Here is a 20,717-nt window from a genome sequence, read left to right as displayed (position 1 = left end):
AGATGGTGATGCCTGGCGACAACGTGACGCTGGAGATCGAGTTGATCACGCCGGTGGCAATGGAAAAGGGGCTCAGGTTCGCAATCCGCGAAGGCGGACGAACGGTGGGCGCCGGTACCATCACCGAGATCATCGCGTAGTTAAGAATCGGATGACTCCCGCATCTGCCAACCGCGGCAGATGTGGGCACCAAGAGGTTTGGTTTAACGAATTTGATTGTGGCGTAGCCAAGTTGGTAAGGCACCGCACTGTTAATGCGGCTATCGTAGGTTCGAATCCTACCGCCACAGCCAGATGTAGCTCGGCCAGAGTATCGGCCGATTCCCGGGCTTCGACCCGGGCAAGGCTTTGCAGAAGCCTGCAAAGTAAACTTAAGAGGAGTAGCAATGCCCCGCGAAATTTGTCAGCTGCAGTGCACTGAGTGCAAAGACAAGAATTATTCAACGACCAAGAACCGCAAGACGACCACCGAGCGTCTTGAGTTCAGCAAGTTCTGCCGGAAGTGCCGCAAGCACACCCCGCACAAGGAAGTGAAATAAGCGGACGGATATCCCGTTTGCTTGTGTGCGGCGCGGTAGCAGGGAGACACAGGGGCGTAAGCTCAACGGCTAAACTGCCGGTCTCCAAAACCGGACTTGGGGGTTCGAATCCCTCCGCCCCTGCCATCAACTCTCGGTATCGTGGGACGCACGATCGGTGAGTGAAGTAGAAGTAGACCTGGGGGTCCAAAGTCAGAGTGACTCGGCAACTCGGGTCGTGAAGGATTGAAATGGCTAAGGCGGCAGTGGCAAGTATGGAAGAGAACAGTCTCGCCGGACGGTTAAAGAGTTGGCCGCAGCGGATCAAGGCGTTCTACAACGACACCCGCAATGAGATGAAGAAGGTCACCACGCCCTCCATGAAAGAGGTGCAGTCGACCACGACGGTCGTCATTATCGCCGTCTTCCTCTTCGGGATTTACTTCTTTGTCGTTGACGGCGTGATCGGACACGGTCTGGACTGGGTGTTCCGAACCCTGGCACACCGATAACGAGAACTCTGTTCCGCGCCATCGATTGTCGCCGCGGACGGAATGAGAAGGTATGGAAGAGCTTAATCAAAATAATCACGACGAGCAGGAACCCCGCGAAGAGCAGGCGGCTGAACGGTCGGGCGATACGCCCGCCCAGCCTCCAACGGAAGGTTCCACTTCGGCTACCGAGCCCCCCAAGAACCCGAACATGAAGTGGTACATCGTCCACACCTATTCGGGCTTCGAGCGCAAGGTTCGTGAGTCGCTGGAGTCTCGTATTCACGCCTTCGGCCTCGAAGGAAAAATCGGCAAAGTGCTGATCCCGACCGAGTCGGTCACCGAGGTTCGTGGCGGCAAGAAGTACACCTCGGAGCGCATGTTCTATCCCGGCTACGTGCTGGTCGAAATGGATCTGACAGGGTTCCGTACCGGCGGCGAAGGCGATCACGTGTGGCACGTGGTTAAATCGACGCCCCGCGTCACCGGCTTCGTTGGCACCGCGAACGATCCGACGCCGCTCAGCGAGGAAGAAGTCAACCACATCGTTTACCGCGTCGCCGACAGCAAGGAGAAGCCGAAGCTCAAGGTCAAGTACGAGAAGAACGAGTCCGTCCGCATAACCGACGGTCCCTTTACGACCTTTACCGGCGTGGTCGACGAAGTCAACGAAGATCGCGAGACCCTGAAAGTCATGGTCACCATCTTCGGACGCAGTACCCCTGTCGAACTCGAGTTCGGCCAGGTAGAAAAGGTTCTCAGTTAAGGATTTAACAAACGGTTCCTACCTGACCCGGGCCGAAAATCCTAGACTCGGGGCCGAACCGAAAGGCGAAGCGGGAACCGGATACGAAAGGTAATTGAAGCGATGGCAAAGAAGGTCACAGGTTCCGTAAAACTGCAGATCGAAGCGGGCAAGGCTACCCCGGCGCCGCCGGTTGGTCCCGCCCTCGGTCAGGCGCAGATCAACATCATGGAGTTCTGCAAACAGTTCAACGCAAAGACGCAGAACAAGGAATTGGCCGGACTCATTATTCCGGTCGTCGTAACGGTTTACAGTGACCGTTCGTTCACGTTCATCACGAAGACGCCGCCCGCCTCGATCCTCTTGAAGCGCGCCGCCGCCGTGGCGAAGGGTTCTGGCGAACCCAACAAGACAAAGGTCGGCACCGTGACCGAAAAGCAGGTCGCCGACATCGCCAAGCAGAAGATGCCCGACCTCAACGCTGCCTCGTTGGAATCCGCGATCAAGAGCGTCAAGGGAACCGCGCGTTCCATGGGCATTGAGGTCACCGCGTAAGGTTTGTGCCCCCTTGTCGCGCAGCGACAGGGTGGGTAGTCAGCAGTTAGTCGAAAACACCACGGCGCGGCAATCCAACGTCGCGCGGTGGGAGACAGGAGCCAAAATGGCAAGGAAACCAGGAAAGAATATCGAGAAGGCGCGTAAGGAGGTCGAAGCCCGTCCTTACGTCCTGCAGGATGCGATACAGCTCTTGCAGAAGGTGAAGTTCGCCAAGTTCGACGAGACCATCTCGGTCACGCTTCGCCTCGGAGTCGATCCGAAGCACGCCGACCAGATGGTGCGCGGCACCGTGGTTCTGCCGCACGGACTGGGCAAGTCGAAGAAGGTGCTCGTCATAGCTTCCGGCGACAAACTCCGCGAAGCCGAAGCGGCCGGTGCCGATTTCGTCGGTGGCGAAGACATGGTCGAGAAGATCCAGAAGGAAAACTGGACCGACTACGATGCCGTCGTCGCGACCCCCGACATGATGCGTTCCGTCGGTAAACTCGGTAAGGTACTTGGCCCCCGCGGCCTCATGCCAAACCCGAAGACCGGTACGGTCACCATGGACATCGCCAAGGCCGTCACCGAAGTGAAGGCCGGTAAAGTCGAGTTCCGCACCGACAAGACGGCACTCGTTCACGTCCCCGTCGGCAAGATTTCCTTCACCGCCGACAAGCTGGTCGACAACGCCAACACCGTCATCAGCAGCGTGATCAAGGCGAAGCCGGCTGTCGCCAAAGGTAAGTACATCAAGGCCTGCTACATCAGTTCCACCATGGGCCCCGGCATCCAGCTGGACACAACGGCCCAGGAGGCCGCCGCTAAGGCGTAAGGCTGCGTAGAACAGATTCCGCAGCCCACGGCTGCAACAAAGGATTCGGACATGGCTGTCACAAAAGCGAAAAAGATTGAACAGGTCGATCAACTCACCAGCGAGCTGAAGGACGTCAACAGCGGCATCGTTGCAGAGTTCGGCAAGTTGACCGTCGAAATGGATTTCGAGCTGCGCAAGGCGGTTCGTAACGCCGGCGGCAAGTACCGCGTCGTCAAGAACACTCTCGCAGAGCGTGCCGTGAAGGGCACCGCTTTCGAGAAGAGTCTGAAGGACCTCGCCGGTCGCACCTCGATCGCATATACCAAGGGCGACATCGTTGCGCTCGCCAAAGCCCTCACCAAGTACGCCAAGGACAACCCGGAACTCACATTCAAATCCGGCGTCGTTGAAGGGCGTGTCATTGAGGCCAAAGAGATCAACGCCCTGGCGAGCCTGCCTTCCAAGGAAGAGCTCTACAGCAAGCTGTTGTTCCTGCTCAACGCTCCGGCGCAGCGCCTGGTCACCGTGATGAACGCGACTGGACGCGACCTCGCGGTCGTCGTAAACCAGGGCGTACAGGAAAAGAAGTTCAAGGAAGCGCAGTAGCTTCCGGCCTCTCTCACGAGAGTGCCTGCTCTTTAACAAGTTCGGGCTGATGAAAGTCAGTCCAAAGATTTCCGTTATCCGTTGTGGGGCGTGCTTCGTCTGTTGCGACTGTCTGGCGCGACGGCAGAGGGTTCGGTCTTGACCGGAGCGGGTCCAAGCAACGCAGTGATTGCGTGGCGGCCACTCGCAGGCTTCGAGCATAGGCTCTGGCGGTAACGAAATCGAAACACACAACGAATAACGAATTCGAATTGGAGAATGAAAATGGCGGATCTGCAGCAGTTGGAAGAACAGATTGTTGGTTTGTCGCTGCTCGAAGCGGCTGAACTGGTGAAGAAGTTGGAAGGTCGTCTTGGCGTGTCGGCTGCGGCCGCTGCCCCGGTCATGGTTGCCGGCGCGGCTGGCGGCGCGGCTGCCGCGGCCCCGGCGGAAGAGAAGACGGAATTCACCGTCGTTCTGACCGCCGCCGGCGCCAACAAGATCAACGTGATCAAGGCTGTCCGCGAAGTCACCAGCCTTGGCCTGAAGGAAGCGAAGGACCTGGTGGATGGCGCTCCCAAGACCGTGAAGGAAGGCGTGTCGAAGGACGAAGCAGCAACCATCCAGAAGAAGTTCCAGGAAGCTGGCGCGACCGTAGAAGTTAAGTAGTTCTCTCGGTACCCCGCGTCTGCCGTTTTCGGCAGATGTGGGCTTTCACCGAGTCTTTTGAATCGAAATGCCGCTGGCGTGAATCCAAGCAGATACACGGGTTCGCGCCCGCGGATCCCGTTTTACCCTGCTCCCGGATTTGGCGGTGCGGTGAGCAGGTCGGCCCTCCCCAGTTGGTACTCCCGTGAGGGAGATTCCGGGCGTGGAGGTGCCGCGAAGTGGCTGTGACGTTGGTGGACGTTACAGAACTTTGCTGCCGCCGGGAAGTGAGCGACCCCCATCGCCGGATCGCGGAATTCCCTGGCAGGCAGGCGCAGTTGTCCAAGGGAGACAGAACGTGGGAACTCCCAACACTGCGTGGTCGAATTGAGAGTGGCAGGCAGCCTGGCACCACCAGGCTGGGAACAGGCCAAGCACAAACTGGCGCAGGAAGACACAAACGAAATCTCTTCCTTCAAAAGGGAAGGTCTAAGGACGCATTGAACGGCGCCCACGGGGAATCTTGTTCCTCGCGGGCTAAGCGCGTTTTTGCTCCGTTGCGAGATGTTCCGGGATGCGGAACCCGCGCAGGAGCCGCACCGTCAACGGTTTTTCGCGCCAGCAGCAAGTATTCGAAGTTAGGACAAAGCGTCGTCAACGAGCGGCGCGGCCGGTAAGGGCGGAAGGCACTTCCGGCACAACTCAGGAGTTCTACTAATGGCTGAAAAGAAACTACCCTTCCGCAAGCGACTCGACTTCTCGAAGATCCCGGCGACGATTCAGATCCCCAATCTGATCGAAGTACAGAAGCGTTCTTACGACCGCTTCCTGCAGATGGACCGTCTGCCGAGTGAACGTGATGATGCGGGTTTGCAGGCGGTATTCCAGTCGGTGTTCCCGATCTCCGATTTCCGGGGCGTAGCCCAGTTGGAGTTCGTCGATTACGCAATCGGGAACTGGGAGTGCAAGTGCGGTCACCTAAAGGGACTGCATCACCTGCGCACCACTTGTAAGAACTGCGGCGCAACCGTAGTCACCGATCCGTTCCACCCCGGCGACGTGCTTTGCACCAAGTGCGGCACCTACAACGCCAATACACCCGACTTCTGCACCAAGTGCGGTGACCCGGTCGGCATGCAACTGAAGTATGACGTGGCCGAGTGCGAAGAGCGCGGCATGACTTACAGCGCTCCTCTCAAGGTGACCATGCGCCTCTCCGTCTTCGAAAAAGACGCCGAGACCGGCGCCAAGCACCTGCGCGACATGAAAGAGCAGGAAGTGTTCTTCGGCGATATTCCGCTGATGACCAACAATGGCACCTTCATCGTCAACGGCACTGAGCGCGTCATCGTCAGCCAATTGCACCGTTCGCCGGGCGTCTTCTTTGAAACCGCCAACAACCGCACCTACTTCCTCGGCAAGATCATTCCGTATCGCGGTTCGTGGGTGGAGTTCGAATACGACCAGAAGAACGTCCTTTACGTCCGCATCGACCGCAAGCGCAAGTTCCTCGGAACTATCTTCCTGCGCGCCCTCGGATTGCGCTCGGACGAGGAGATTTTGCGCACGTTCTACACCGTCGATCGCATCGTTCTGCGCGATCAGAAGCTCTACTGGACCCTGGAACCCGGTGTCGAACGTCCGACGAACCTGCTCGGACTGAAGCTTTCGCACCGTGTCGCCAAGGGCAGCGAAGAGATCGCTCACGCCGGACGCAAAGTTACGGCTTCCGTCCTGAAGGAAATTCAGAAGGCCAAGGTCAGCGAGATCGAAGTTGAACTCGGTGATCTCGAAGGCGCATTCACTGTCTCCGACGTCGTTGACACCAACACTGGCGAAGTCCTGCTGGAAGCCAACACCGAAATCACCGCCGACAAACTCTCGAAGTTCCTTGATGCCGGCGTTGGTGAGATCCAGGTGTTCTTCCCCGAGCGAGACGACGTGGGCACAGTCATCAGCCAGACGCTGCGCCGCGATTCCGTCAAGACGCCGCAGGAAGCCCTGATCGAAATCTACCGCAAGCTGCGCCCCGGAGATCCGCCGACATTGGACACCGCAACCGCGTTGTTCCACGGCATGTTCTTCGATCCGCGCAAGTACGACTTCTCGGCCGTTGGCCGCCTGAAGTTCAACATCAAGCTGTTCGACAACGCCGACGCGACCGATCGTCACAACCGCACCCTCGAGCCGGAAGATTTCTACGGAACCATCCGTTACCTGCTCAAGCTGCGCAAGAACATCGGCGCCGTCGATGACATCGATCATCTCGGCAACCGCCGCGTTCGCGCGGTCGGCGAGTTGATGGAGAACCAGTTCCGCATCGGCCTCGTCCGCATGGAACGCGCCATCAAGGAAAAGATGAGCGTGTACCAGGAGATGTCGACGGCGATGCCGCACGACCTCGTGAATGCCAAGCCGGTTATGGCAGCCATCCGCGAGTTCTTCGGTTCTTCGCAGTTGTCGCAGTTCATGGACCAGACCAACCCGCTGTCGGAGATCACGCACAAGCGTCGTCTCTCCGCACTCGGGCCGGGCGGTCTGTCGCGTGAGCGCGCCGGATTCGAGGTTCGCGACGTTCACCCGACGCACTACGGCCGCATCTGCCCAATCGAGACGCCGGAAGGTCCGAACATCGGCCTCATTTCGTCGCTCAGTTGCTACGCGCGCATCAACGACTACGGCTTCATCGAGTCGCCCTACCGCAAGGTCAAGGGCGGACGTGTGATGGACTACGTCTCCGTCGTCAACTCCGGCGACAGCGACTTCAAGGTCGGCGATCACGTCGAGAAGGCCGAGATCCTCAAGGCCAACGAAGACCTGCGCGGCCGTCGCAAAAAGCCGATCGAGTGGGAGCCGTTCTCCTTCTACCTCTCCGCATGGGAAGAAGATAAATACGTCATCGCCCAGGCGAACGCCGAACTCGACGAGAAGAACCGTCTCGTCGCTGAACTCGTCAACGCCCGTAAGGCCGGCAACTTCGTTCTCATCAGCCGCGACGACGTCGACTACATCGACGTCAGCCCGAAGCAGTTGGTTTCCGTCGCCGCCTCGCTGGTTCCGTTCCTCGAGCACGACGATGCCAACCGCGCTCTCATGGGCGCGAACATGCAGCGCCAGTCGGTTCCGCTCCTCCGCGCCGAAGCCCCCATCGTGGGCACCGGCATGGAAGGCGTCACCGCTCGCGACTCCGGCGCGGTCGTGCTCGCACGCCGCAACGGCCTCGTCGATTCGGTCGACTCCGAGCGCATCATCGTGCGCGTCGAAGGCGAGCATCATCCGACGCAGCTGTCGCGTGAAGTCGGTAGCGACATTTACTCGCTTACGAAGTTCAAGCGATCGAACCAGAACACCTGCATTAACCAGAAGCCGGTCGTGAAGAAAGGCCAGCGCGTGGTGAAGGGTCAGGTGATCGCCGACGGTCCTTGCACGGACAACGGCGAGCTGGCGCTCGGGCGCAACGTGCTCGTGGCCTTCATGCCGTGGCGCGGTTACAACTTCGAAGACGCCATCCTCGTTTCGGAAAAGCTGGTGAAAGAGGATTACTACACCAGCGTCCACATCGAGGAATTCGAAATCGAATCGCGCGATACCAAGCTGGGTCCCGAAGAAGTCACGCGTGACATTCCGAACATCAGTGAAAGCGCCCTGCGCGATCTCGACGAGAGCGGCATCATCCGCATCGGCGCGACCGTGAAGGCGGGTTCCATCCTGGTCGGCAAGGTCACGCCCAAGGGCGAAACCCAGCTCACGCCGGAAGAGAAACTGCTCCGCGCCATCTTCGGCGAGAAGGCCGGCGACGTTCGCGACGCTTCTCTCTACTGCCCGCCGGGCATCGAGGGAACCATCGTCGACGTCAAGATCTTCTCCCGCAAGGGACAGGAAAAGGACGAGCGCGCCAAGCAGATCGAGGCCGAGCAGGTCGCACGGCTCGAGAAAAACCTCTCGGATGAGATTCGAATTCTCACCGACGAGCGCCTCAAGCGTCTCGAAGGACTGTTGGGTGGCAAGGAAGTGCAGGCTGACCTGCACGACGAGCGCACCAACATACGCCTCCTGACAAAGGGCACCATTCTCGACCGCGACATGATCGAGCGCATCTCGACCCGCAATCTGAAGCGCATCAAGTACAACGACAAGGATCCGCGGGTGAACGAGCAGATCGACGAGATCGAGGAAATGACCTCGCGTCAGATCGACGTTCTGCGCAAGATCGTCCGCGAAAAAATCGAAAAGCTGCAGAAGGGCGATGAGCTGCCACCGGGCGTGATCAAGCTGGTGAAGGTTTACATTGCCATGAAGCGCAAGCTGAGCGTCGGCGACAAAATGGCCGGCCGCCACGGTAACAAGGGTGTGATCGCCCGCATTCTGCCCGAAGAGGACATGCCGTACCTCGAAGACGGAACCGCGATGGAGATCGTGCTCAACCCCCTGGGCGTGCCAAGCCGTATGAACGTCGGCCAGATTCTCGAAACGCACCTTGGCTGGGCCGGACACGAGCTCGGAAAGAAAATCAGCGAGCTCCTCGCTGAGAACAGCAAGGCCGACCACATCCGTCGCGAGATCAAGAACCTATTCAAGGACACGGCGTTTGTCGACGAATTGCTCGACGTCGATGACGACACGCTCCTGAAGGTCGCCGACGGAATGAAGGAAGGAACCTTCTTCGCATCGCCGGTGTTCGACGGTTCGAAGGAAGCCGAGATCAAGTCGTTGCTCGACCAGTCCGGCCTGCCTACCGCGGGCAAGACGGTCCTCTTCGACGGCATGACGGGCGAGCGTTTCGAACAGCCGGTCACGGTCGGTTACATCTACATGCTCAAACTGTCGCACCTGGTGGACGACAAGATTCACGCGCGTTCCATCGGTCCGTACTCGCTCATCACCCAGCAGCCGCTGGGCGGCAAAGCGCAGTTCGGCGGACAGCGCTTCGGCGAAATGGAAGTGTGGGCACTGGAAGCTTACGGCGCTGCCTACATCCTGCAGGAGCTGCTGACGGCAAAGTCGGACGACGTCTATGGCCGAACCAAGATCTACGAGGCCATCGTGAAGGGCGAAGCCGCCATCGAACCCGGCGTCCCCGAGTCGTTCAACGTGCTCATCCGCGAATTGCAGTCGCTCTGCCTCGATGTCGAGTTGATCAAGGCGAAAGAGCGTGCGCTGCCCGAGCCTCAGGCTCCCATGGCAGCGGATTAATCAGTTCCCGGTTCCAGTTGCCGCTTCCAGTCGGAACGGCAACTGCCCCGGCGCTGACGCGAAGAGTTTTGGATTAGCGCCATCGTGGAGGTTCCGAAACACGATGTGCGGAGATTGAGGCCACTGCAAGCGATCGGTTGTCAACCGGCAACTAGCAACTGGCAGCAGGCCACTGATTTCGGATCCGCCGTGCAGCCGCGAAAGGCTGCAAGTCCTGGAGGCCCTCACAGCCATCCAGGGAGGAGGCAATTTGTACCGCTCGAGCCCATTTGATCTCGGCAACAACATCACGGATTTCGATGCCATCCGTATCAGCGTAGCCTCGCCCGAGAAGATCCGCTCCTGGTCTCACGGCGAGGTGACCAAGCCGGAAACGATCAACTACCGCACGTTCAAGCCGGAGCGCGACGGCTTGTTCTGCGCACGCATCTTCGGTCCCGTAACGGACTGGGAATGCCTTTGCGGCAAGTACAAGCGCATGAAGCACCGCGGCGTTATCTGCGACAAGTGCGGCGTCGAAGTCACGCTGTCGAAGGTTCGCCGTGAACGCCTCGGCCACATTGAACTGGCCTCACCGTGCTCGCACGTCTGGTTCTTCAAGGGACTGCCTAGCCGCATCGGGCACATCCTCGACATCTCGCTCCGCGACCTTGAGTCCGTTCTCTACTTCGAAGCGTACGTTGTCGTAGAGCCCGGCGAAGCTCCGGTAAAGGAACGCGAGATCATCAAGGACGAAGCCAAGTTCCGCGAACTCGACCAGGCGCACCGTCCGTCTGGCTTCAAGGCCATGATGGGCGCCGAAGCAATCAAGGAACTTCTGAAGCGCGTCGACGTCGACACCATGTCGGTCGAGCTTCGCGAGAAGATGCGCAACGAGAGCTCGCTCCAGAAGCGGCTCAAGTACGCCAAGCGCCTCAAGGTCGTGGAAGCCTTCCGCAAGTCCGGCAACAAACCGCAGTGGATGATTCTCGACGTGATTCCGGTCATTCCGCCGGAACTGCGTCCCCTCGTTCCACTCGATGGCGGCCGTTTCGCGACGTCCGATCTCAACGATCTCTATCGCCGCGTCATCAACCGTAACAACCGTCTCAAGAAGCTGATGGATCTGCACGCTCCTGAAGTCATCGTGCGCAATGAAAAGCGCATGTTGCAGGAAGCCGTCGACGCCCTGTTCGATAACGGCCGTCGCGGACGCGTGCTGCGTGGCGCCAACAATCGCCCGCTTAAATCCCTCAGCGACACGCTCAAGGGCAAGCAGGGCCGCTTCCGTCAGAACCTGCTGGGCAAGCGCGTGGACTACTCGGGCCGCTCGGTTATCGTCGTCGGTCCGGAACTCAAGCTGCACCAGTGCGGTCTGCCCAAGAAGATGGCTCTCGAGCTGTTCAAGCCGTTCATCTATCACCGGCTCGAACAGACCGGCCACTGCACCACCATCAAGCAGGCCAAGGAAATGGTGGAGCAGCAGGAACCCATCGTTTGGGACATCCTCGAAGAGGTCATTAAGGATCATCCGGTGCTCTTGAACCGCGCTCCAACCCTACACCGTCTCGGCATCCAGGCTTTCGAGCCGGTGCTGGTGGAAGGCAAGGCCATCAAGATTCACCCGCTGGTCTGCACCGCGTTCAACGCCGACTTCGACGGCGACCAGATGGCGGTTCACATTCCGCTGTCTCCGGAAGCCCAGGTCGAGGCCAGCGTGCTGATGCTCGCGTCGCACAACATCCTGTCGCCCGCCTCCGGTCAGCCGATCACCGTTCCTACCCAGGACATGGTGCTCGGAATGTACTATCTGACCAAGGAAGGCAAGGGCACCAAGGGTGAAGGCCGCGCATTCGCGAACCTCGAAGAAGTGATCCTGGCCAAGGAAGCCGGTGAGGTCGAAACCCTGAGCCCGATCCGCCTGCGTTATAGCGGCGAGGTCGTTGATCTCACCACCGCCTACGACGATCAGGACGTGATGCACACCGACTCGGTCACGATAAACCGTCAGTTCATCAACACCACCGTCGGTCGCGCCATCCTGAACGATCGCATGCGCGCCGCTGCACCGGGCATGCCCTACATCAACGGCTTGCTCAAGAAGAAGGGCATCGGCCAGTTGGTGAACTTCTGCTACCTCAAGTTCGGTCTCGAGACCACGGTCAAGATGCTGGACGAGATCAAGGGTTTGGGCTTCTCGTATGCAACCCGTGCCGGTCTGTCCATCGGCATCGACGACATGGTCATCCCGCCCAGCAAAGCCGGGGTGGTCAGAGACGCCGAAAAGGCCGTTGTCAGCGTGCAGCAGCAGTACCTGGACGGCGCCATCACCAACGGTGAACGCTATAACAAGGTTATCGAAATCTGGTCCGCGATTACCGAAAAGGTGGCCGACGAGATGTTCTCGGCCATGCAGCGCAAGGATAAGGAAGGCGAAATCAATCCGATTTACGTCATGGCCGACTCCGGCGCTCGTGGTTCGAAGCAGCAGATTCGTCAGCTCTCCGGTATGCGCGGTCTCATGGCCAAGCCGTCGGGCGAAATCATCGAGACGCCGATCACTGCCAACTTCCGTGAAGGTCTCACGGTGTTGCAGTACTTCATCTCGACGCACGGCGCCCGCAAGGGTCTGGCTGACACCGCTCTCAAGACGGCCGACTCCGGTTATCTCACTCGCCGCCTCGTCGACGTAGCCCAGGATGTCATCGTTTCCGAGTACGATTGCGGAACGGTCGACGGCATCTACGTCGGTTCCATCGTCGAGTCTGGCGACATCATCGAGCCTCTCCGCGACCGTATCGTTGGCCGCGTTTCGCTCGAGAAGATCAAGGACTACGAAGGCAACGTCATCGTCGACGTCAACCAGGAGATCACGGAAGATCTCGCCGGCCAGATTCAGGCCGCCGGTATCGAGCGAGTCAAGATTCGCTCCGTGCTCACCTGCGAATCGCGTCGTGGCGTTTGCGTCATGTGCTACGGCCGCAACCTGGCTTCCGGGCGCCTCGTCGAACTCGGCGAAGCTGTCGGCGTTATCGCGGCACAGTCCATCGGCGAACCCGGCACGCAGCTCACCATGCGTACCTTCCACATCGGCGGTACCGCATCGCGAGTCAGCGAGCAGTCGCGCCTCGACGCCAAGAACAACGGCATCGTCCGCTTCATCAACCTCCAGACCGTCCGTTCCAAGGCGGGCGACCTGGTCGTGATGAATCGGCAGGGCTCCATCGTCGTGGTCGACGAGAAAGGTCGCGAAAAGGAGCGCTACCAGGTCGTGTACGGCGCTCGCGTCAAGGTGGAAGAAGGAACGCCGGTCACTCTCGGCCAGGTCATGGTCGAGTGGGATCCGTACACCTTCTCGATCCTGACCGAAATCGGCGGCACCGTCTCTTACAAGGACCTCCACGAGGGCATGACGCTCCACGAGGAAGTCGACGAAGTCACCGGCCTCTCGCGCCTGGTTGTCGTCGACTCACCCGACGAGAAGCGCCAGCCGGCCATCGTCATCAAGGGCGCCAAGACCAACAAGCGCTACCTGATGCCGAGCCGCGCTCACCTCATGGTGCAGGACGGCGATGAGGTTCACCCGGGCGATGTGCTCGCGAAGATCCCTCGCGAAACTACCAAGACCAAGGACATCACGGGCGGTCTGCCGCGCGTGGTTGAGCTGTTCGAAGCCCGCAAGCCACGCGAAACCGCCGTCATCAGCGAAATCGATGGCACCGTGAAGTTCGGCGAAGTGAGCAAGGGACAGCGCAAGGTCTACGTGGTCGGAGACGACGGAACCGAACGCGAGTACTCCGTACCTCGCGGCGTTCACATCAACGTGCAGGAAGGCGAGCGCGTGCGCGCTGGCGAGCCTCTCATGGACGGCCCGCTCAACCCGCATGACATCCTCGCCGTGCTCGGTGAGAAGGAACTGCAGGGCTACCTGGTCAACGAAATCCAGGAAGTCTACCGGCTCCAGGGCGTGACCATCAGCGACAAGCACATTGAAGTCATCGTTCGCCAGATGATGCGCTGGGTGAAGGTGGAAGACGTGGGCGACACGCAGTTCCTGCTCGAAGAAGTCGTCGACCGCTTCCGCTTCCGCGAAGAGAACGAGAAGGCGATCACCGACGGCGGCAAGCCGGCTACCAGCCGTCCGCTGCTCCTCGGTATCACGAAGGCCTCGCTCTCCACCGACAGCTTCATCTCGGCAGCGTCCTTCCAGGAAACCACGCGCGTGCTCACCGAAGCCGCCATCAGCGGCAAGTTGGATCACCTGCGCGGCCTGAAAGAAAACGTCATCGTCGGCCGTCTCATCCCGGCCGGCACCGGCATGGAGTACTACCGCAACGTTCGCCTCGCTCCCGAACTCGAGGAGCAGGCCCAGAAGGTGCAGGAGGAAATCACGCGCGAGTACGAAGAAGCAGAACGCGCGCTCGAACTCATGCGCCACGAAGGCGAGAACGAACCGGAAGAACTCACTACCGAGTAGTTGTTTCTGGTTCTGCCTGCCCCGTCTAGCCCCGCTAGGCGGGGCTTTTCGTTGGGCGAATAATGAGATATCCGTGCCCCACATCTGCCGCAGTTAGCAGATGTGGGCCTCTAATTAGAGGAGATGGTATTCTCCTCCGATGCCAATTCAGATCTCCCCCATGCTGGCCGTACGGGATGGCAGCGCCGCGATCGAGTTCTACCAGCGTGCCTTCGGTGCGGACCTCCTATGGAAACTCGGCAGCGGAGCCGATTGCGTCGCAGGTCTCGAAATCGCCGGCGCAAAATTTTTCCTCGCACACGAATCGCCACAATACGGTACCCGCTCCCCAGACTCCGCAGAATTCACAACTGTGCGGATTGAACTTTTCGTGGACGATCCGGTCGCCGTGCACCATCGAGCGTTAGCCACAGGAGCCAAAGAGCACAGCCCCGTGACGGAGGATGCATATGAGATGAGTGGACCACGGCCCATCCGTCGAATTCTTCAAGGAGCTGTCATCGACCCCTTCGGGCACATATGGTTGATCGGAAGAATCCTGGAGTAGCTTGACATGCTTAAACGCCCTCTCTCCATCACCCTGATCGCCTGTCTGCTGATCCTTTCCGGAACCGCCGGCATCGCCTACCACATCACCGACGCAAAAACTTGGCACCCCTTCCCATACGAGTACATCGCCGTCCTCCTCATCCGCCTCCTGGCCATCATCGCCGGCATCTACGTGCTCCGTGGCCACGACTGGGCGCGCTGGGTCGCCCTCCTCTGGATCGCTTTCCACCTCACCATCAGCTTCTGGAATTCCTGGAGCCAGGTCGCGGTGCATACACTCATACTCGCGATCTTCGCCTACGTCCTTCTTCGCCCCGCCGCAAACGCCTATTTCCGCCAACAAAAAACGGCCCCGGCATAACCGAGACCGTATCAACACGTTCTCTGACCCACATCTGCCGCATTCAACAGATGTGGGTCTTTTCAATCTTCAATGCGAAAATCGTCACTCCTCAATTGTTGTTCTAGAAATGTGCCACCGCCATCACCCAGGGTGCGGTCCCGGTCGGTTTGCTATCCACCAGTTTCAATCCGCCGTCTGATCCCACTCGCAGAGAACTGACTTGGTTTGACTGCGGCTGAACGATGAACGCCGTGTTGCTCTGCAGGTCCACGATGAACGGCTGACTCCATCCGCTGACCGCGTTGAACGTTTGCCCCGTATCCGTGACCCCAAACGGAGTACCACCCATCTTGTAGATCGTCCCTGTTCCGCCACGCACGTAAAGATAATCACCACCAATCGCGTAGCTAGTCCCGTCGCCGAAGCTCGGTCCATTTCCCGAGAACGTCAACGAGCCGGTATTCGGATCGAAGTCATAGATCAGAACCTGTCCGCCCTGGTCAACTTTCTTCACCGCGACGAAATGCGTACCGCTGGTGTTGAACCCAACGGGCTGCGCGCTCGCATCCAGTTGATCAGCGTTGGTTGCATTCGCCGAGATCTGTCCCGTCGACGACACTTTCACCACGGTCCCATCACAATTCAGCGGAGCAAAGTACTGCCCGGTCGGGTCCCATTGCGAGACCACCGGCACCGCCGAGCACGTTTCCGCGGTCGAACTTACTTTCGTTAGCGCGCCAGAACTCTGGTCAATCGAGTAGGAAGTGAAGTTCCCATTTTCAAGCAGTACCACGAACTTTCCGTCCGGACTGACTGTGAATAGCTGGCCTGTTGTGAGATCCTTCTGATCGCTGAGTTCGCCGGTCGACGAATCGATCTTCATCTCGGAGAAAGCCGCGCCCGTGCCGCGCGACGCGAGTACCCACTGGCCCGCTACCAGGATCTGGTTCGCGATCCACTTCGATTCGTCGCCGTACCCGCCCACCAGGGTCATCTGGCTGGTATTCGGATCGACTTTGAGGATACTGATCGTCTCCGGCGTGCTGCTCTCGGTAAAGTAGTTGTTGTCCGGACCCGCATTCGCAACATAGAGGTAAGTTGCGGCCGCCTGGCCGCTCCCGCTTCCTCCGCCGCTTGTGCCCCCACCATTGCCCGATCCGCTACTACTTCCGCCGTTTGTGCCGCTTCCATTGTCAGTCCCGTTCGTTCCACTATTATTTCCGGACGAAGAACTGGTCTTGTTTCCGCAAGCTGCAAGCCCCAGAAGCAGAGCACTCAAAAATACAGTTAAGACGACAGCCAGAGTTCGACGTAGACACCCGCTCACGCTGATAGACCCCCTGAAATGAATAGAAACAACGTGCTATTCGTTCAGAAGCACTATCGTGCGCTGACGTTTACAGACCTACTCTCGAAATCCAGAGAAGCACCCGGGCAGAATTCATCGGCCTCCGATTTCATGCCCTTCGGTTCCGCGGGCGTTTTTGAGCCGATCGGCCAATCGTAAACAGTGGTTTTCAGTCGCCACTTCGAAAATCGTCAATCATCAATTCAGGTCTTCATTCGTCATTCTTGAACTTCCCCGCAACATCCCTTATCCGGTTCGACGTAGCCAATCCAAGCGTGCCTCGCGAAGCAACCAGCAGACGCGTGGCGTCGAACGCGGAGACCGGTACCAACTGTACGTCCTGCATCGGCACCTTGAGGGAAAGTAGCGCGCCATAGGTGCCTTCGGTAACCGTCACGCTGTAAAACTGATCGGGAGCCAGGATCTTCCCGCCCAGGTGCACAGTGTCAGCCAGAATCTTGCTACCGGCTGAAGCCGAGGAATCGTAATCCAGCCGCATGCCTGAAACCTGCGGGAAGTAATCGCCTCCCAGCGCTATCGTGGCTTCAAGAACCGCCAGTAATGTGGCGCCGCTGGTGCGGAAGGTGACGAGCCGCCACGGCGTCGCGGTAGACTTGCCAAGCGCAGGTTCCGCGTAGCTCATCCCGCGGAAAACATCGGCGCCGACAATCGGACCAGCAGGAAAATCGTCTCCCAGCCAGCCCGTTGCCTCAATCGCAACGTCCGTTCCCGTCCACCCTCGATACGCGTCTGTATACAGATTCCCCAGCGCGGTATCGCGCTTTGCCTTATTCGGATTGAACTGCGCGGTGAGGTCCGGGTCCGCGACCGCAAGCCTCTGGTGATACACGTCGCCGTAGCGCGCAACAATGCCCGCCTTCAAATTGTCGATCTCCGCTTGCACCGATGCCAATGGTGTCACGGTCTCATCCACGCTGAGGAGAGCGTAGTCAACCAGGCTCACTTGGGAACCGGCCACCGCCAGGCGCAACCGTCCGACGTACCGGTAGTGGTCGCCAGCGGAAATAATGAGCGTCTTGCCCACCTTCTCCGGTTGCTCCAATACCGCATGATCATGCCCATTCACGATGACATCGATGTCGGGAACCTTCGTTGCGAGGTCGCGGGCCGAGACCATCCCGATGTGCGCGATGCAGATGATCACTTGTGCGCCTGCCGAGCGCAGCGCAGCTACCGTTCCCGGAACCGGATCCACCGTATATTTCAGAACGGTCACCGGTGCGGGATGACCTAGCGGTGCATTGTTCTCTCGCGGAGCGTTTCGAACCGTGATACCGATGATCCCGACCTTCACTCCGTTCACCTCTTTCATCACCCACGGCGTGACCCACGGATAGAGTGGAGAGTTCGTGGGAACGACGAGGTTTGTTCCCACGACCGGCACGCCGCCGGTCGGCCAGGCCGATTGAAACACACTCGCCGGGAAATCCGGCCCAGCGACGAAGTCGTGATTCCCGAGCACCATCACGTCCAGGCCAAGCGATCTAAGCAAGCTCAGCTCCGGCACGCCCAGGTAGTCGCGGAAGAACAGATCGCCTTCCATGAAATCGCCGCCATAAACAAAAAGCGCTTGAAGATCCGCGGTCTTCTCCGCGTTGATGATTGCTGCCGCCTTCGGCAGCCCACCCAACGTTCCGTCGAGGTTTGCATCCTTTGGTCCCCATGCGTCGAGGTGAGAGTGAGTATCGTTGATATGAAGTAACGTTATTTGAGCAGACTGGGCTGCGACAGGCGGAACGACGGTCAGGCATAGTGCCAATGCCACGAGCGCTGCCGTAATAAGTTGGGCGATGAATCGTCTCTGGTGATTTCTCATTACATGCTCCTTGGCCTGCTAGCTCACGGGGCAGGCTTGTGGGGGAAGGAAACTCATTGGGAGCCGGATCGAGGGCCATTCTGCGGCGATCGGTGGAGTTAATGAATGGAGGGCGTCTTGAAAGCGTCTTGAATTTTCCTTAAAGCGCAGGCGGTTGATAGCGCAGGGCTTAATCATTGACCCCGGATTAGATTGGGCGTAGGCTTTGCCGCATCAGGGCAGGAGCGCCATCATGCCCCACGTCGTTCGCTTCGGTTCCTATGAAGCCGACCTGGACTCCGGTCAGCTCCGCAAATGCGGAGCGAAGATCAGGCTCCGATATCAACTTTTCCAAATCCTCGATCTTCTCCTCGAACACCCCGGTCAAGTAATCTCTCGCGACGACCTTCAGCGCCACATCTGGAGCGACGAGGTGTCCGTCGATTTCGAAAACAACTTGAATACCGCCATTGCGCAACTGCGCGAAACCCTCGGCGACTCCGCGGAACATCCTTCCTTTATCGAAACTCTCCCCAAGCGCGGTTACCGCTTCATCGCCGATGTGCAGGAGTTTCCCGAACCAACAACGCAGTCGGGAAAACCGCTGCGCCTGGTCGTTCTGCCGTTTGTGAATATGACCGGAGATCCGGCGCAGGAGTACCTGTGCGATGCAATGACCGACGAGGTCATTACCGCGCTAGCATCCCTCGCCCCGGAGCGCCTCGCCGTCATCGCCCGTACGACAGCGATGCACTACAAGACCACTCGCAAGGAGGTTGCCCGCATCGGACGCGAACTGGCCGTCGACTATGCCGTTGAGGGCGCCATCCGCCGCTCCAGTCACAATGGTGAACTCAACATCCAGGTCGTACGCGCGCGAGACGAAACCCACGTTTTCGCGCGCAAGTATGAAGCGCTCTGGAATGATCTTCTGGCGCTGCAGCTGAGGGCCGCCACGGACATCGCGGCTCAACTCGGAATGGGAATGCGTGCGCTGACCTTGAACGCTTCCCACATGCCAACTCGCGATCTGATTGCCTATCGCGAATACATCCAGGGCCGATCGATCGCGATGGGAACCCCGGAGAGGACTGCCGCTGCCCTGCGGCATTTTGAGAACTCCATTGCTCGCGATCCCGACTTCACCCCCGTCCTCGACGCGATTGCCGAACTCTACTGGTACCAGGGGTATCTCGGTTTCATGCCGCCCCGAAAGGCCTTCTCGATCGGACTTGCGCATGCCATGCGAGCCTTGGAGATTGACAATACCCGCGCCGAGATACATGCCCTCGTCGGCCAATTCCATAAGGCTATCGATTACAACTGGCCCGAAGTCCACCGCGAGATGGCGCTGGCTCTGCGCCTCGACCCGAATTCGCCGGTCGTTCTTACGAGATATGCGGTCAGCGAACTCATGCCTGATGGTCGTCTGAAAGAGGCCATCGAGACGCTCAGGCGAGCTCTCGAGTTTGATCCCTTGTCAGTCTGGGCGAGGCTCTGGCTCGGAATCACGCTCACCCTCAATCGAGAGTTTGAGCGCGCAGTAGAACAGGGCCGCATCTTGCTCGAGATCGATCCCTCCTCCGGGCAGGGGAACTTCGTCGTGGGAGTTGCCGCGCGCTATCTCAATCGGTGTGATGAGGCCATTTCCAGTCTGCGGAGAGCGGCCGACCTGACCTGCGACGCCCCGATGATGCTGGGATGGCTTGGGCTGACCTTTACGAGCTGTGGCCATTCCAATGAAGCTCGTGAGGTGCTCCGCCGTCTTCACGAGAAAGCAACGACGGGATATGTCCCACCAACCTGCTTCGCGTGGATCCACTTAGGCCTCAGACAAATCAATACTGCCTTCCAGTGGCTCGACCGCGCCGTCGACGAGTGTGACCAACTCATCATGCCCATCAAAAGCTATGGTTTTCTCGATCCAATTCGCAGCGATCCCCGTTTCGCAATCCTGCTACGAAAAATGGGTCTTGAGCCCTGATCCGGAGATCTCCGCGCCCTGCCATCCCTTAGACGTTTCGTCTTCGTCATTCGGAATTTGAGACAATACCAGCCATGTCCGTAGTTCCTCCCCCTCACAACGTTTCCATCCGCCGCGCCACCCGCACCGATCTCCCCGCCATCGTCTCGCTCGTAAATGAGGCCTTCCGGGTCGAGAGCTTCTTCCTCGACGGCGACCGAACCAACTTGCCGGACGTCACCCAGAGATTTGATCTTGGCGAGTACCTCCTCGCCGAGTCTCCCGAAGGCCAGCTTCTCGGTTGTGTTTATTTTGAAAAGCGGAACGACCGCGCCTACTTCGGCATGTTGTCCGTCGAACCGGCCCTCAAGGGCACCGGCCTTGGTCGCCTACTCATCGAAACCGTAGAAGATCACGCCCGGAAACATGGCTGCATCGGCATGGACATCACTGTCGTCAACTTGCGCACCGAACTCCCGCCCTATTACCGGCGCTTCGGCTACGAAATCTCCGGCGAACTCCCACCCCCGGAACCCATGCGCGCCCGCTCCAAAGTCCCCTGCCACTTGGTCAAAATGTCAAAGTCCCTGGCTTGACACGGCTCTGTTTTGGTGGGGACAGGCGACCTCGCCTGTCCGGGTAGCGAAAGCTCGCCCACTTCTCAATCGTCAATGCGAAAATCGTTACGTCAATCTCGGTCCCCCACTC

The 20,717-nt window shown here is 59.0% G+C and carries 16 protein-coding genes and 2 tRNA genes; 16 read left to right on the top strand and 2 right to left on the bottom strand.

Going from position 1 to position 20,717, the window contains the following annotated elements; translation table 11 throughout:
- From tuf to ROO76_14955, 14 genes are all read left to right on the top strand, one after another.
- The coding region (gene tuf / locus ROO76_15020; GenBank protein MDT8069473.1) for an elongation factor Tu at positions 1–140 on the top strand (140 nt) is incomplete at its 5' end.
- A 77-nt stretch (positions 141–217) separates the two neighbouring features.
- Positions 218–293 (top strand) — tRNA-Asn (locus tag ROO76_15015).
- A 93-nt stretch (positions 294–386) separates the two neighbouring features.
- Positions 387–539 (top strand): 50S ribosomal protein L33, encoded by a 153-nt coding sequence (rpmG, locus tag ROO76_15010; GenBank protein MDT8069472.1) that lies wholly within the window; start codon positions 387–389, stop codon positions 537–539.
- A 50-nt stretch (positions 540–589) separates the two neighbouring features.
- Positions 590–665 (top strand) — tRNA-Trp (locus tag ROO76_15005).
- Positions 666–769: 104 nt separating this feature from the next.
- Positions 770–1,030: a preprotein translocase subunit SecE gene (gene secE, locus ROO76_15000; GenBank protein MDT8069471.1), complete on the top strand. Its 261-nt coding sequence runs from the start codon at positions 770–772 to the stop codon at positions 1,028–1,030.
- Between the two features lie 52 nt (positions 1,031–1,082).
- Positions 1,083–1,775 carry a transcription termination/antitermination protein NusG gene (gene nusG / locus ROO76_14995; protein MDT8069470.1) on the top strand — a complete coding sequence of 231 codons (693 nt, stop codon included), beginning with the start codon at positions 1,083–1,085 and terminating at the stop codon, positions 1,773–1,775.
- A 102-nt stretch (positions 1,776–1,877) separates the two neighbouring features.
- Complete coding sequence (gene rplK / locus ROO76_14990) at positions 1,878–2,309, top strand: 50S ribosomal protein L11 (protein MDT8069469.1); 432 nt, start codon at positions 1,878–1,880, stop codon at positions 2,307–2,309.
- A gap of 106 nt (positions 2,310–2,415) precedes the next feature.
- On the top strand, positions 2,416–3,126 hold the full coding sequence (gene rplA / locus ROO76_14985; GenBank protein ID MDT8069468.1) for a 50S ribosomal protein L1: 711 nt from the start codon (positions 2,416–2,418) through the stop codon (positions 3,124–3,126).
- 51 nt (positions 3,127–3,177) lie between these two features.
- On the top strand, positions 3,178–3,714 hold the full coding sequence (gene rplJ / locus ROO76_14980) for a 50S ribosomal protein L10 (GenBank protein ID MDT8069467.1): 537 nt from the start codon (positions 3,178–3,180) through the stop codon (positions 3,712–3,714).
- Positions 3,715–3,978: 264 nt separating this feature from the next.
- Complete coding sequence (gene rplL, locus ROO76_14975) at positions 3,979–4,362, top strand: 50S ribosomal protein L7/L12 (protein ID MDT8069466.1); 384 nt, start codon at positions 3,979–3,981, stop codon at positions 4,360–4,362.
- A 696-nt stretch (positions 4,363–5,058) separates the two neighbouring features.
- Positions 5,059–9,534 (top strand): DNA-directed RNA polymerase subunit beta, encoded by a 4,476-nt coding sequence (rpoB, locus tag ROO76_14970; GenBank protein ID MDT8069465.1) that lies wholly within the window; start codon positions 5,059–5,061, stop codon positions 9,532–9,534.
- 250 nt (positions 9,535–9,784) lie between these two features.
- On the top strand, positions 9,785–13,990 hold the full coding sequence (gene rpoC / locus ROO76_14965) for a DNA-directed RNA polymerase subunit beta' (GenBank protein ID MDT8069464.1): 4,206 nt from the start codon (positions 9,785–9,787) through the stop codon (positions 13,988–13,990).
- Between the two features lie 139 nt (positions 13,991–14,129).
- Positions 14,130–14,537, top strand: a complete 408-nt coding sequence (locus ROO76_14960; GenBank protein ID MDT8069463.1) for a VOC family protein — start codon at positions 14,130–14,132, stop codon at positions 14,535–14,537.
- A gap of 6 nt (positions 14,538–14,543) precedes the next feature.
- A complete protein-coding gene (locus tag ROO76_14955; protein ID MDT8069462.1) occupies positions 14,544–14,900 on the top strand; it encodes a hypothetical protein in 357 nt (118 codons plus the stop codon).
- A gap of 103 nt (positions 14,901–15,003) precedes the next feature.
- On the opposite strand, the gene ROO76_14950 is transcribed toward ROO76_14955, so the two are convergent.
- Both ROO76_14950 and ROO76_14945 read right to left on the bottom strand, forming a co-directional pair.
- Complete coding sequence (locus ROO76_14950) at positions 15,004–16,161, bottom strand: hypothetical protein (protein ID MDT8069461.1); 1,158 nt, start codon at positions 16,159–16,161, stop codon at positions 15,004–15,006.
- Positions 16,162–16,441: 280 nt separating this feature from the next.
- Complete coding sequence (locus ROO76_14945; GenBank protein ID MDT8069460.1) at positions 16,442–18,067, bottom strand: 5'-nucleotidase C-terminal domain-containing protein; 1,626 nt, start codon at positions 18,065–18,067, stop codon at positions 16,442–16,444.
- 232 nt (positions 18,068–18,299) lie between these two features.
- On the opposite strand from ROO76_14945, the gene ROO76_14940 reads away from it, so the two are divergent.
- Both ROO76_14940 and ROO76_14935 read left to right on the top strand, forming a co-directional pair.
- Positions 18,300–20,030: a winged helix-turn-helix domain-containing protein gene (locus ROO76_14940; GenBank protein MDT8069459.1), complete on the top strand. Its 1,731-nt coding sequence runs from the start codon at positions 18,300–18,302 to the stop codon at positions 20,028–20,030.
- 74 nt (positions 20,031–20,104) lie between these two features.
- Positions 20,105–20,605 (top strand): GNAT family N-acetyltransferase, encoded by a 501-nt coding sequence (locus ROO76_14935; GenBank protein MDT8069458.1) that lies wholly within the window; start codon positions 20,105–20,107, stop codon positions 20,603–20,605.
- Positions 20,606–20,717: the final 112 nt, after the last annotated feature.

The organism is Terriglobia bacterium (assembly GCA_032252755.1).
GTDB lineage: Bacteria > Acidobacteriota > Terriglobia > Terriglobales > Acidobacteriaceae > JAVUPY01.
This window is presented reverse-complemented; position numbering and strand designations above follow the sequence as displayed.

Coding starts and splice junctions, on each gene's coding strand:
- rplA (MDT8069468.1), top strand. CDS start 2,416: ATGGCAAGGAAACCAGGAAAGAATATCGAGAAGGCGCGTAAGGAGGTC.
- rpmG (MDT8069472.1), top strand. CDS start 387: ATGCCCCGCGAAATTTGTCAGCTGCAGTGCACTGAGTGCAAAGACAAG.
- ROO76_14955 (MDT8069462.1), top strand. CDS start 14,544: ATGCTTAAACGCCCTCTCTCCATCACCCTGATCGCCTGTCTGCTGATC.
- rplK (MDT8069469.1), top strand. CDS start 1,878: ATGGCAAAGAAGGTCACAGGTTCCGTAAAACTGCAGATCGAAGCGGGC.
- rplJ (MDT8069467.1), top strand. CDS start 3,178: ATGGCTGTCACAAAAGCGAAAAAGATTGAACAGGTCGATCAACTCACC.
- rpoB (MDT8069465.1), top strand. CDS start 5,059: ATGGCTGAAAAGAAACTACCCTTCCGCAAGCGACTCGACTTCTCGAAG.
- ROO76_14940 (MDT8069459.1), top strand. CDS start 18,300: ATGCCCCACGTCGTTCGCTTCGGTTCCTATGAAGCCGACCTGGACTCC.
- rplL (MDT8069466.1), top strand. CDS start 3,979: ATGGCGGATCTGCAGCAGTTGGAAGAACAGATTGTTGGTTTGTCGCTG.
- ROO76_14945 (MDT8069460.1), bottom strand. CDS start 18,067: ATGAGAAATCACCAGAGACGATTCATCGCCCAACTTATTACGGCAGCG.
- ROO76_14960 (MDT8069463.1), top strand. CDS start 14,130: ATGCCAATTCAGATCTCCCCCATGCTGGCCGTACGGGATGGCAGCGCC.
- secE (MDT8069471.1), top strand. CDS start 770: ATGGCTAAGGCGGCAGTGGCAAGTATGGAAGAGAACAGTCTCGCCGGA.
- ROO76_14935 (MDT8069458.1), top strand. CDS start 20,105: ATGTCCGTAGTTCCTCCCCCTCACAACGTTTCCATCCGCCGCGCCACC.
- nusG (MDT8069470.1), top strand. CDS start 1,083: ATGGAAGAGCTTAATCAAAATAATCACGACGAGCAGGAACCCCGCGAA.